Source organism: Ignavibacteriota bacterium (assembly GCA_016716225.1).
In the GTDB taxonomy this organism is placed as follows: Bacteria; Bacteroidota; Ignavibacteria; order Ignavibacteriales; family Melioribacteraceae.
Window position 1 is genome coordinate 1,592,735 of the sequence record JADJWT010000001.1, and the last position, 12,628, is coordinate 1,605,362.

A 12,628-nucleotide genomic window follows, 5' to 3' on the forward strand; every position below is an offset into this window, starting at 1 on the left:
TTTTAGAAAAAAAACCATCATCATTTATTAATCAAATCTAGAATCTTAAAATTCAGCTACTAATTTTCTTGTTTGACGATCACAATCCAAAATTGTTTCGAAACTAATATTATGACTTACATCAATATTATTCAAGGCATAATCGATTAATTCTGGAATTTGTGTAAATCTAATATTTTTATTTAAAAACTTTTCAACCGCAATTTCATTTGCCGCATTTAGTATACAAGGAGCAGTTCCGCCTTGTTCCATCGAATCAAAAGCTAATTTTAAACATTTAAATTTATTTAAATCCGGCTCAAAAAAAGTTAATTCTTTCAAAGTTGGAAAATGTGTATATACAAAATTACTTCCAAATCTCTCCGGATAAGTCAATGCATATTGAATCGGTAATTTCATATCCGGCAAACTTAATTGAGCTTTTATGCTTCCGTCAATAAATTCTACCATTGAATGAACAATTGATTGAGGATGAACAACAACATCAATTTTACTTTTCGGCAATCCAAAGAGCCAATGAGCTTCAATTACTTCCAAACCTTTATTCATCATTGTTGAAGAATCAATTGTAACTTTATTTCCCATATTCCAATTTGGGTGATTTAAAGCTTCTTCAACAGTTACTTTTTCTAAATCCGAAAAAGATTTTTTAAGAAAAGGCCCGCCTGAAGCAGTTACTAATAATTTTTCAATATTATTTTTTTCTTCACCAACTAAACACTGAAAAATTGCACTATGCTCAGAATCAACGGGAATTATTTCAGCATTATTTTTTTCTGCTGATGAAGTTACAATTTCACCTGCTGCTACTAACGTTTCTTTATTTGCGAGAGCAATTCTTTTTCCTCTTTTTATACTTTCAAGAGTTGGAGTCAATCCAGCAAAACCAACTAATGATGAAACTAAAATATCATAATCGCCGTTTTTTGTAATTTCAATCAATCCCTCTTCGCCACTTAATACTTTGCAATTTTTTACTTCATTTTGTAATTCTTGATATTTCCCATTTTTTACAACAACAAATTTCGGATTAAACTCGTCAATTTGTTTTTTTAGTAGTTCAATATTCGAATTTACCGTTAATCCAAAAACTTCAAACTTATCTCTAAAATTTCTGATAACATCTAAAGTGCTTATGCCTATCGATCCCGTTGAACCAAGAATTAGAATTTTTTTCATCTAAAAATAATTTTGATAAATCTTTGCGTAAAAATACTATTAAAAGTTGCTATTATAAACATATTTATGAATACAATCTGTGAGTAATAGCAAATAGAAAATTTATCAGAACAAGAATATTCACAATATTATTAGAGTTAAAAACCTTTTTAAGATTTTTATTTATTTCTTCGGAATTTTCACTTCCAAGAGAAATTCTTAATTTTTTGGAATCCGGAATAATTTTTACAAAAGTTAAAATTAAGATTATCACAAAAATAATTTGCTTTGTTGCAAGCCAATGTGCATGACTCATATCAAAAAATCCATAACCGGGATTTTGCAATACAACAATAGTTCCGGTAATTGCAATGCCGAGCGAACCAACAATTCCAAATAAATTTGATAATTGCAAATAAAGAGAAATTAATTCTCTTTTAATTTCTGTGTTATTGGAGTTTTCAATTTTATTTTTGATAATTAAATCAGCTGCAAAAAATATCAGCCATATTCCGGCAAAAATTATATGTAAAGCAACAATTGTTTGATAATGCTGCATGGGTTTTCCTTTCTATAATGTTATTAAATTTTGTAATGCTAAATTGTATTCGTTAATCAATCTTTCCATTAATTTTTCAACAGATGGAATATCATTTATCAATCCTGAACTTTGACTTGCTTCAAGCATTCCCTCGTCCAAATTTCCTTCGAATATTCCTTTCATTTCCCGCTTTTTACCAAGTAATTCTTTTTGAGTTTCCAAATCGGCGCAAATATTTTCAAGTTTTGAAATTTCTTCACTGAATTTATTTTTAATTACGCGAGCCATTCCAATTTTCTTTAGAATGAGTTGAGTATCAACATCTTTTGAATTAATTACTGATTGTTTATAATTTTCATGTGCCGAAGATTCTTGAGTTATTGCAAATCGAGTTCCAATTTGAACCCCTTCTGCGCCCAATGCCAGTGCTGCTAGAATTCCATTCCCGTTTGAAATTCCTCCGGCTGCAATTATGGGAATTTTTACAGATTCAACAAGTTGGGGAATTAGTGAAAAAGTTGTAAGCTCATCAATTCCATTATGACCACCGGCTTCTACACCTTCTCCAACAATTGCATCGCATCCTACACTTTCTGCTTTTAATGCAAATTTTAAATTCGGAACAACATGAATAACAACGATATTATTTTTCTTAAATGAATCAATAAACTTTCCCGGATGACCGGCAGATGTAAATACAATTTTTACATTTTCTTCTAAAATTACTTTTACCAAATCTTCAGCATCGCCGCGAAATAGAGGTAAATTTACTCCAAAAGATTTTGAAGTTGCAGATTTACATTTTTGAATATGTTCTCTTAACAATTCCGGTTTCATTGAGCCGGAGCCTATCAAACCCAATCCGCCATTGTTTGAAACGGCTGAAGCTAATTTCCATCCCGAAACCCAAACCATTCCGGCTTGAATTATAGGATATTTAATTTGTAATATTTTAGTAATTCTATTTATTTGAAACTCAAAAAATTAAATGAAAAATTTCGCACAATTTTGATTATGGACTTCTTTTTATCTACTTTTAAAATCTAAATTTAGTATAAAATGAAATTCTTAAGAAAAATAACAAAAGAGGTTTAAATGTCCTACTTTTTTACATCCGAGTCAGTTTCAGAAGGTCATCCGGATAAAGTTTCAGATGCAATATCAGACGGAGTTTTAGATGCAATTCTTGCGCAAGATCCAAATGCACGTGTTGCATGCGAAACTTTTGTAACAACCGGTTTGGTGTTGGTAGGTGGAGAAATTACAACAACTGCATATGTTGATATTCAAGAAATAGTTAGAAATACTGTTAAAAAAATTGGTTATACACAAGCAGAATATAAATTTGATTCAGAATCTTGTTCAGTACTAAATGCAATTCATTCACAATCTCCGGATATTGCTATGGGTGTTGATACTGGCGGTGCTGGTGATCAAGGAATTATGTTTGGTTATGCTTGCGATCAAACTCCGGAATTAATGCCGATGCCTATTGTTTATGCTCACAAGCTAGTAAAAAAACTTGCCGATATTAGAAAGAAAAATAAAAAATTAATGCCATATCTAAGACCGGATGCAAAATCACAAGTTACTGTAGAATATGATGAAAATCATAAACCATTAAGAATTGATGCGGTTGTAATCTCTACACAACATGATGGAAATGTAAGTCAGAAAAAAATAAAAACCGATGTAATTAAAAATGTAATACAAACAGTTATTCCCGCAAAACTATTGGATAAAAAAACAAAATATTTTGTTAATCCAACCGGAAGATTTGAAATTGGCGGACCTCACGGAGACAGCGGTTTAACTGGTAGAAAAATTATTGTTGATACTTATGGCGGCTGGGCACCTCACGGCGGCGGAGCATTTTCCGGAAAAGATCCTTCCAAAGTTGATAGAAGCGCAACTTATGCAGCACGTCATATTGCAAAAAATGTTGTTGGTGCAAAATTAGCACAAGAATGTTTGGTTCAATTAGCATATGCAATTGGAGTTGCCGAACCGGTTTCTATTTTTGTTGATACTAAAGGAACCGGAGTAATTTCCGATAATGAAATTTCTGAAATGATAAAAAAAGAAGTTGATCTTACACCGAAAGGAATAATCAGCAGATTAAACTTGCGAACACCTATTTATCAAAATACAACTGCTTATGGTCATTTTGGAAGAGATGGATTTTCTTGGGAAAAATTAGACTTAGTAGAAAAATTTAAAAAGTATAAGAAAGGTTAAAAATGAGCGAAGTAAAAAATGAAGTAGAATATATTCCTTATAAAGTAAAAGATATTTCTCTTGCAGAATGGGGAAGAAAAGAAATTAGATTAGCAGAAGCTGAAATGCCCGGCTTAATGACTTTGAGAGAAAGATATAAAAACTCAAAACCATTAAAAGGTGCAAGAATTGCCGGTTGTTTGCATATGACAATTCAAACCGCAGTATTAATTGAAACTCTTATTGAGCTTGGTGCAGATGTAACTTGGTCATCATGCAATATTTTTTCAACACAAGATCATGCCGCTGCTGCAATTGCTGCTGCCGGAATTCCGGTTTACGCTTGGAAAGGTATGAATGCCGAAGAATTTGATTGGTGTATTGAACAAACTTTATTTTTTGGTGAAGAAAGAAAACCATTAAATATGATTTTAGATGACGGCGGCGATTTAACAAATATGGTTTTAGATAAATTCCCGGAATTAGTAAATAGTGTTAAGGGAATTTCCGAAGAAACTACAACCGGTGTTCATAGGCTTTATGATAGAGTAGAAAATGGTACTTTACCAATTCCCGCAATAAATGTAAATGATTCGGTAACAAAATCTAAATTTGATAATAAATATGGATGTAGAGAATCCTTAGTTGATGCTTTGCGAAGAGCAACTGATTTAATGATGGCTGGTAAAGTTGCTGTCGTAGCTGGTTACGGAGATGTTGGAAAAGGTTCGGCAGAATCTTTAAGAAATGCTGGAGTTCGAGTTATTGTTGCTGAAATTGATCCGATTTGCGCACTTCAAGCAGCAATGGAAGGATATGAAGTTAAGAAATTTTTAAAAGCTGTTCCAGAAGCAGATATTATTGTAACCGCAACCGGAAATAGAGATATAGTAAAAGCCGAAGCTTTTTCCTTAATGAAAGATAAATCTGTAGTTTGTAATATTGGACATTTTGATAATGAAATTGATATGGCTTGGTTAAACAAAAATTATGGACATACAAAAGATACAGTAAAACCCCAAGTTGATATTTACAATTTAGATGGTAAAGAAATTATTATTCTTGCAGAAGGAAGACTCGTAAACTTAGGTTGCGCAACCGGTCATCCATCTTTTGTAATGAGCAATTCTTTTACAAATCAAACTTTAGCACAAATAGAACTGTGGAATAATTCTGATAAATATGAAAACAAAGTTTATATGCTGCCAAAACATTTAGATGAAGAAGTAGCAAGACTTCATTTAGAAAAAGTTGGAGCTGAATTAGATACTTTAACAGAAGATCAAGCTAAATATATTGGAGTTACGGTTCAAGGTCCATTTAAACCAGATTATTATAGATATTAATATCCTAAATCAAACATTCCATATTTCTAAAACATGGAATGATTTTTCAGCACTACAAATTTCTTCTCACTTTCTAAATTGATGTAGAACACAACAATCCAGATTTTATCCACCTAATTAGTATCAAAAATAAACATTTTATATCCAATTTCGGGCGGGGGACTTGTGGAATCAAAAAATACTTCTTATTTCATATTATTCTTAATTGTTGTTGCGGTATCATTCCTAGCCTTTGCAAGCTATGAAACTGGATACAAAAAATCTAAAAATAATTGGGGTTCGCTATTAATGACTATGAGAATGGACAGCAATTTTGTTACAACCGGTTTATATGAAGAATTACCTGGAAACGTTAGAAAAACAGTTCAATTTTATATTGAAGATGCACCAACTGTTGTTAAAGACGTTAAACTTTTTGCCGAAGTAAAATATATAACTGTTGGGAATGAAGTTATTAATGTTGAAAACGGAATGATTTGGAATATTTTAAAAAATAATAGAGTATTTAAAAGAAAATTTGAAGATAAAAACGAAAATAATAAATCAAAATCAAACGATGAAAAAATTCCAAACTCTCAATTAGTATTAAAATAAATATATCTTTAGGGGAAATTAACTATGAACAATACAGTATTAAGTCAAATAAATAAAAATAATGTTATACTCGGTGCAGATTTTTTTACTTCACCGCAACGTAATTTATTTAAAAGTATTTATGATGTAAAAACTCAGAATGCAATAGTTTTAGTTAACTTAACAAGAGCAACGGTTAGTGAATCTAAAGACTTTGCCGAGTATGTTGAAAAAACAATTGATGAAGGTAAAACAAAAATTATTATAGATTTTGAAAATGTGTATTTCATGGATTCAATCTTTTTTGGAACATTAGTAAAATATCTTAAAAAAGTAAGCAGAATGAACGGTTATATAAAATTAATTGTTGATCACAAAAGCAAACCGGAATTATTATCTATATCCGTATTCGATGGAGTATTTGAAATTTATCCAAATCTTTTTGAAGCTCTGAACGGTAAACTAAATTAAAGTCTCTTTTTCGGATCGGGCAAAGCCAAAATGCTCTCTCCTAAAGATCATTTTGTCCGATCCTCGATTTTTTCAATTCATTTCATTCCATCAAATCATTTGTTCTATTTTCTTTTTAATGATATATTGCACTTCAAATTCTTCAATTTTGTACTTTTGTAAACAAAATTTTAACTTTGGATAAAAGTTATGTTAGAAAAAGAAATTCAAAATATTATTGAAATTAACTCCGGGAAGATTAAATATCTTGGTGAAAAATTTCCGTTGTTTGAACTTCAAAATGTAAAATTACATCCGGCAATAATTAAATATATTTTGAGTAGTGTTGATTTTCAATTCCAAATTGAAAAACAATTTATCCAAAAAAATTCCAAGTTTGATTACTCCGGCGAAAAAATTGAAAAACTTTTTAGTTTAATTTCTCGTGAGTTAAAAAAAGAAAAAGAATTTTCATTCATTTACATAAATGAATTATTAAAAGAAGCAGTAAAGTTTAACGCAAATTTTTTAGCAAAACCAAATACAACATTATTAAATTTTATTTTTGATGATAAACGAGAAATTTCAACAACAGAAATAAATTCGAAATTAAAGTTTGCATATTATTATAAATACATTTCAAAACTTGTTCAGTCATTTTTAAGTAAAAAGAAAACACAAACAATTAGCAGAAAAGAATTTGCATTTCTGTTAAATAAAATTGATCAAATCACAAAAAAGAATCATCTTCAAAATTTGATTAATACTGCATTGAATTCGATGGTTAATTTTTTTGATCAAACAAATTTTCCGCAAAATGAATTTCCATTTGATGTAATACAAATGTTTTTTGAAGAAAAGGAATTGAGCAATTTTTCACAAAGATTAAATTTGCAATTTGAATATAACAAACCGCATAAACTGAATTTAAGCGATGTGCAAAAATTATTTATTTCTGATTTTGACGGAATCGAAATTACCGAAGAAAACAATTTAGAATTGATCGAAAATAATATCAATTTGGAAGAAAATAAAATTGCTGATATTGAGGAAATTAAAGAGGAAGTTTTAATTCCTTTAAATGTTAATACGGAAATTATCGAAGAAAAAAATATAGATACAAATGAAAATAGGTTTTTTGGACTTGAAAATTCTGATGAGCAAAAAATTGAATTAATTAAAACAAATACTGAAAATAATTTATCACAAAAAACTGAAATTACAACTGAAGAAAATAGTGAAAATAAATTAAATGAAATTAGTTTCGCTTCTGAAAAAACAGAAATAGAAAATATTGAAATTGGAAAACCGGATTGTGAAAAAGATATATCAAAAAAAATTATTGAACAAAATCTTCCAGTAAATCTTGAATTGTCAAACGGTAAACCCGATATAAAAAAAATAGTTAGAAATTTAATTGATGTAAATTCAATATTTAATTCACTTCTTTCAAATCCTTTACCATTTGAAAAGGGGAATCAGTTTAAAGAAATAAATCTTTCTGAAATTGTAAATTCATCTTTATATCAATTTGATATTACAAACATTAGTGAGAATCTCCTTGTTGATGTTCCGACGGATGAACAATATTTGGGAATTGTAGAAGATAAATCAAACTATGATTTTGTAGATTCAAATGAACAAATTGAATCAATAATTCTTGGTTCAGAAATTCCAATTGAAGAAGAAAAAATAATTTCGGAAAGTAAATTAACAGAAGTTGAAAGTAGAATTTTAGAACAAAATGAAGAAATTGATTTCAACTCTAAAATTGATGAAATAATTAAAAATGAAAATTTTGAAAATGAATTTTTGCAAAATAATTTGCACACAAATATTGATGATTTAGATAATGATGAAATTCAAGATATGGATAATTTAATTGATGATGAAAAATTAAAACTAAATGATGACGATGAAGTGACCGAAGTTTTTACCGATCTAACATATTTAGAAAAAGATGAAGTTGAAGAAAAAAATGTAAATGAAAAAATTGAAAATGTAATTCAAAACCAAATAGAAAATTTATCACAAGATTTCCAAGAAAATTTTACTGATTCTCAAACCGGCGTTAAAGTTATTTTCTCATCTTTTCAAGAACTTGTATCAACAAAGGAAATGACCAATATTATCGGAACTATGTTCGATTATGATATGGAAGATTATTATGGAATTGTTAGAAAAATTTCAAACGCATTTGATGAAAGAGAAGCGCTTGAAATTACTAATAATTATTGCAGAAATAATCATATTGATTTAATGCATGATGATGTTATAGAATTTAAAACTTATATTACCGACTATTTTACTCAATCCCAATAAATCATGTTTATAGATTACGCAGAAATATTTGTAAAAGCCGGAAACGGTGGAAATGGTTCCGTGTCTTTCCGAAGGGAAAAATACGTTCCCAAAGGCGGACCATCCGGCGGAAATGGCGGAAAAGGCGGAGATGTTATTATCAAAGTTGATACAAATCTTCATACCTTGTTAGATTTTAAATATCAAAGAAAATATTTAGCTGAAAATGGAAATAACGGTGAAAAATCTTTAAAGGATGGAAAAGGCGGTTCCGATTTAATAATAAAAGTACCAAAAGGAACTTTAATTATTGATAAAAATGAAGAAAAAATTCTAGCTGATTTAAATGAAGATAATTCTGAAATAGTAATTGCTAAAGGCGGAAGAGGCGGAAAAGGAAATAGTAATTTTGCAACTTCAACAAATCAAGCTCCGCGTTTTGCGGAAAGCGGAAAACCCGGCAGTGAATTAAATATTGCTCTCGAATTAAAATTAGTTGCGGATATTGGTTTGGTAGGATTTCCTAATGCGGGAAAATCTACATTAATTTCAACAATTTCTGCCGCAAGACCCAAAATTGCGGATTATCCATTTACAACATTAAAACCAAATTTGGGAATAGTTCAGTACAAAGATTTTCAAAGTTTTACCGTGGCAGATATTCCGGGAATTATTGAAGGCGCACATTTAGGAAAAGGATTAGGACATGAATTTCTAAAGCATATTGAACGAACTGAAATTTTATTAATTCTTATCGATTCAACTTCAGAAAATATTTCCAAAGATTATAAAATTTTATTAAACGAATTAAACAAATACAGCAAAATATTATTCGGGAAAAAGAAAATTATCGGCATTTCTAAAATTGATTTAATTGAACCGAAAATATTAGAAAAATTAAAAAAGAAATTACAGAAAACATTTTCAGAAGAAATAATATTTTTTTCATCAGCCTCAAAAATTAATATTTCTGAATTGATTGACAGATTATGGGCAAATTTAAACCCTTAAATAAATTTTCATTAATTCTTAATCTATCCCTTTTTGCATTTCTCACCATTTTAATTGGAATTATAAGTTTAACAATCGGGACTGTAGAAATTTCATTTTGGGAAACAATTAATACGCTTTTGGGAAATTCAGCACATGAAAAATTTAATCAGATAATTTTTCAAATCAGATTGCCAAGAATTTTATTTGCAATTTTGGTTGGGGGTGGTTTATCAATTACCGGAACAGTTTTTCAAGCGATTTTGATGAATCCTTTGGCCGAACCATACATTTTAGGAATTTCTAGCGGTGGAACATTTGGTGCAATTTTAGCAATTCTAATTGGTTTAACGTTTCTCGGAACTCAAATATTTGCTTTTCTAGGTGCGTTAACTGTTATGTTTTTGGTTTTTTTTCTGGGGAAAAGATTTGGTGAAATTAATGGAAATATTCTTCTTTTATCCGGCGTAATGATTGGTGCATTCTTTTCTGCGGCAATTTTACTTTTGGTAATATTTTTAGATAGTTCTTTAAGAACAGCCGTTTTTTGGATGATTGGAAGTTTATCATTTGCAAATTCAGAAAATTTAATTTTTGTTGCAATAATCGTATTAATAATTTCAGTTTTTCTTTCAATAAATTCAAATAAATACAATATTCTTGCTTTGGGTGATGAAAGCGCAAAAAGTTTGGGAATAAATTCGAGTAGAGAAAAAAAAATAGCATATTTTGCTTCAAGTATTTTAATCGGAATTGTAGTTTCTGTAAGCGGAATAATTGGATTTGTTGGATTAACCATTCCTCATTTATGCAGATTAATTTGGGGAAATGATAACAGAAAAATTGTTCCAATTTCTTTTTTTGTTGGGGCAATATATTTAACAATTGCAGATACAATAGCAAGAATTGCAGTTTCTCCGGCAGAATTACCGGTTGGATCTGTTACAGCAATTATTGGTGCTCCGATTTTTATATTTTTACTTAGAAGAACAACACGTATTTTATAGATCAACTTACTTGAAAATAGAAGTTAAATTCCATATTTTTAACGTTCTGTAAAAAACAAAGTGGCGAGGTAGCTCAGTAGGTTAGAGCAGTGGAATCATAATCCACGTGTCGGGGGTTCGAATCCCTCCCTCGCTACAAATAAATTGAGGAAAATATGTATACGTTATTAATTACTATTTCAATTATTATTTCTGTTTTATTGGTTATTGTAGTTCTTTTACAAGCCAGCAAAGGTGATGGATTATCCGGAACAATTGGTGGAGCTGCCGGCGGATTTGGAACCGTTTTTGGTGCAAGAAGAACAGCAGATTTTTTAAGCAAAGCTACATGGTGGTTAGGCGGATCATTATTGGTTTTAGCTGTTGTTATAAATTTATTTTTCTTACCAGGTCAATCAACTTCCAGCGAAAGAGAAAGTATAATTCAAAGTTCTGGTGCAAGAAATGTTCCTTCAACAACTACATTACCACCGGCAAATACAAATAATCAAAATTCAGAATCTAAACCGGCAAATTAAATTTTAATAAAAGGGGAAATTTATTTTCCTCTTTTATTTTGATAATTCCATCAAAATTTTATCTTCAATATCTTTGTAATAGTAAGAACTTTTCGTTTTGTATTCCATAATTATACTAACAATATAATCAGTATTATCTGAATTTTTAAGATAACCGGAAAGTGCAGTTACACCATTTAAAGTTCCGGTTTTTCCTCTAAAATTATCTTTCAAAAATTTAAAATTACTTCTATCTCTTAAAGTTCCGTCAATTCCGTAAATTGCCAAAGAATTGTAAAAATCATTAAAGTAAATTTTGTCTTTATAAATTTTGTATAATAATCGTGATATTGATCCCGTTGTAATTGTGTTAAATCGTGAAATTCCGGAACCATCAACAACTGCAGTTTGATCATCAATAACATTATCTTCTTCAAATGTTGTAAGGATTGCTTGGGTAGCGTAAAATGAATTTCCTTCTTCTCCACTAAAAAATGCTCCAACGGATTTAAATAAACATTCTGCCAAATAATTATTGCTGTTTTTATTTATGAGAGAAATAAGTTTGTTAATGTGTAATTCTTTGGATGTAATTTCCGTAAGGTTATTTGGAGATTTTCCGAATGTACTTTTGCCCAAAATCTTTATTCCATTTTTAAACAATTTTTCTCTTAGTAAAAGTGAAATAAATAATGGCGGATTATCAACATTTACAACATAACTGCTTTGAGTGGATTTTTTTCTTAATCCACCGGAAATTTTTAAACTAATTTTTTCATTTCCGCATATTAAATTAAATGACGGTTGAGATCTTAATTTTGTTACTTTTGCGAACATTTCAACATCAATAAACGGTGCATCCGGAGAAATAGAATATTTTAATTTAGTACCAATTTTACCTTTTGATGATAAAGTTACAACAATTTGATTTCGATTTAACACAAGCGCAGAAATTGGCGGAAGTTTTACATTTGCATGTTCATCAACAATCCATTCGTCTCTCATATATAAATTATCAAAATAAGTATCATCTGCAATTATATTTCCGGTAATTTCAGAAATTCCAATTTCTTTCAAATTCAGAATTAAAGAATCAAGATCATTTTCCGTAAAAGTAGAATTTCCATAACCTTTTATATACAAATTTCCATTTATTATTGAATCTGTAAAATCGGAATCTTCAGAAAGAAGTTGAGTTTCAAATAAATGTTGATTTCCCATTAAATAAAGAGCACCGGCAGTTGTAAATAATTTTGTGTTTGATGCGGGAATCAAAGGAACTGAGTTGTTTTTCTCAAAAAATAGTTTGCCGGTATTTGCATTAATTATACTTACTGCAATTTTTGTTGATGATGGAATTGCGGAAATAATTTGCTGAATTTTTTTAATTGATTGCGCACTTAATGATAAATTAAAAATTATTAGAAAGTGAAAGTAAAAAAAAAGTTTTTTCATGATTCTTAAAATTGTGTTCGGAAAATTAGTAAAATTCATAAAGAATATTTCGATTTAACATAATTTTTGCTATAAAGTTCATTAATTTGAATA

General features: G+C 29.4%; 12 protein-coding genes and 1 tRNA gene. 9 read left to right on the forward strand and 4 right to left on the reverse strand.

Annotation, left to right across the window (positions count from 1 at the left end):
• Positions 1–45: 45 nt before the first annotated feature.
• From IPM32_06735 to IPM32_06745, 3 genes are all read right to left on the reverse strand, one after another.
• Positions 46–1,179 carry a 1-deoxy-D-xylulose-5-phosphate reductoisomerase gene (locus IPM32_06735; protein MBK8944956.1) on the reverse strand — a complete coding sequence of 378 codons (1,134 nt, stop codon included), beginning with the start codon at positions 1,177–1,179 and terminating at the stop codon, positions 46–48.
• Positions 1,180–1,243: 64 nt separating this feature from the next.
• Entirely contained in the window at positions 1,244–1,717 is a 474-nt protein-coding gene (locus tag IPM32_06740; protein ID MBK8944957.1) for a hypothetical protein, read from the reverse strand.
• A gap of 12 nt (positions 1,718–1,729) precedes the next feature.
• Positions 1,730–2,668 (reverse strand): nitronate monooxygenase, encoded by a 939-nt coding sequence (locus IPM32_06745; GenBank protein ID MBK8944958.1) that lies wholly within the window; start codon positions 2,666–2,668, stop codon positions 1,730–1,732.
• Between the two features lie 126 nt (positions 2,669–2,794).
• Here IPM32_06745 and IPM32_06750 point away from each other — a divergent pair, with 126 nt between their 5' ends.
• The 9 genes from IPM32_06750 (at position 2,795) to secG (ending at position 11,101) form a co-directional block, all read left to right on the forward strand.
• Positions 2,795–3,937: a methionine adenosyltransferase gene (locus IPM32_06750; GenBank protein MBK8944959.1), complete on the forward strand. Its 1,143-nt coding sequence runs from the start codon at positions 2,795–2,797 to the stop codon at positions 3,935–3,937.
• A gap of 2 nt (positions 3,938–3,939) precedes the next feature.
• Positions 3,940–5,262: an adenosylhomocysteinase gene (locus tag IPM32_06755; GenBank protein MBK8944960.1), complete on the forward strand. Its 1,323-nt coding sequence runs from the start codon at positions 3,940–3,942 to the stop codon at positions 5,260–5,262.
• Between the two features lie 165 nt (positions 5,263–5,427).
• Positions 5,428–5,856 carry a hypothetical protein gene (locus IPM32_06760; GenBank protein MBK8944961.1) on the forward strand — a complete coding sequence of 143 codons (429 nt, stop codon included), beginning with the start codon at positions 5,428–5,430 and terminating at the stop codon, positions 5,854–5,856.
• Between the two features lie 24 nt (positions 5,857–5,880).
• A complete protein-coding gene (locus IPM32_06765) occupies positions 5,881–6,306 on the forward strand; it encodes an STAS domain-containing protein (GenBank protein ID MBK8944962.1) in 426 nt (141 codons plus the stop codon).
• Positions 6,307–6,495: 189 nt separating this feature from the next.
• Complete coding sequence (locus tag IPM32_06770; protein ID MBK8944963.1) at positions 6,496–8,607, forward strand: hypothetical protein; 2,112 nt, start codon at positions 6,496–6,498, stop codon at positions 8,605–8,607.
• A gap of 3 nt (positions 8,608–8,610) precedes the next feature.
• Positions 8,611–9,597, forward strand: a complete 987-nt coding sequence (gene obgE / locus IPM32_06775; protein MBK8944964.1) for a GTPase ObgE — start codon at positions 8,611–8,613, stop codon at positions 9,595–9,597.
• A complete protein-coding gene (locus IPM32_06780) occupies positions 9,576–10,583 on the forward strand; it encodes an iron ABC transporter permease (protein ID MBK8944965.1) in 1,008 nt (335 codons plus the stop codon). Before obgE ends, IPM32_06780 begins: the two co-directional genes overlap by 22 nt.
• Before the next feature lie 62 nt (positions 10,584–10,645).
• Positions 10,646–10,719, forward strand: a tRNA-Met gene (locus IPM32_06785).
• A 19-nt stretch (positions 10,720–10,738) separates the two neighbouring features.
• Positions 10,739–11,101, forward strand: coding sequence for a preprotein translocase subunit SecG (secG, locus tag IPM32_06790; GenBank protein ID MBK8944966.1), 363 nt, complete (start codon positions 10,739–10,741; stop codon positions 11,099–11,101).
• Between the two features lie 33 nt (positions 11,102–11,134).
• Here secG and dacB read toward each other — a convergent pair whose 3' ends face one another.
• On the reverse strand, positions 11,135–12,535 hold the full coding sequence (dacB, locus tag IPM32_06795; protein ID MBK8944967.1) for a D-alanyl-D-alanine carboxypeptidase/D-alanyl-D-alanine-endopeptidase: 1,401 nt from the start codon (positions 12,533–12,535) through the stop codon (positions 11,135–11,137).
• Positions 12,536–12,628 lie beyond the last annotated feature (93 nt).

Coding starts and splice junctions, on each gene's coding strand:
- IPM32_06735 (MBK8944956.1), bottom strand. CDS start 1,179: ATGAAAAAAATTCTAATTCTTGGTTCAACGGGATCGATAGGCATAAGC.
- IPM32_06740 (MBK8944957.1), bottom strand. CDS start 1,717: ATGCAGCATTATCAAACAATTGTTGCTTTACATATAATTTTTGCCGGA.
- IPM32_06750 (MBK8944959.1), top strand. CDS start 2,795: ATGTCCTACTTTTTTACATCCGAGTCAGTTTCAGAAGGTCATCCGGAT.
- IPM32_06755 (MBK8944960.1), top strand. CDS start 3,940: ATGAGCGAAGTAAAAAATGAAGTAGAATATATTCCTTATAAAGTAAAA.
- IPM32_06765 (MBK8944962.1), top strand. CDS start 5,881: ATGAACAATACAGTATTAAGTCAAATAAATAAAAATAATGTTATACTC.
- IPM32_06770 (MBK8944963.1), top strand. CDS start 6,496: ATGTTAGAAAAAGAAATTCAAAATATTATTGAAATTAACTCCGGGAAG.
- obgE (MBK8944964.1), top strand. CDS start 8,611: ATGTTTATAGATTACGCAGAAATATTTGTAAAAGCCGGAAACGGTGGA.
- IPM32_06780 (MBK8944965.1), top strand. CDS start 9,576: ATGGGCAAATTTAAACCCTTAAATAAATTTTCATTAATTCTTAATCTA.
- secG (MBK8944966.1), top strand. CDS start 10,739: ATGTATACGTTATTAATTACTATTTCAATTATTATTTCTGTTTTATTG.
- dacB (MBK8944967.1), bottom strand. CDS start 12,535: ATGAAAAAACTTTTTTTTTACTTTCACTTTCTAATAATTTTTAATTTA.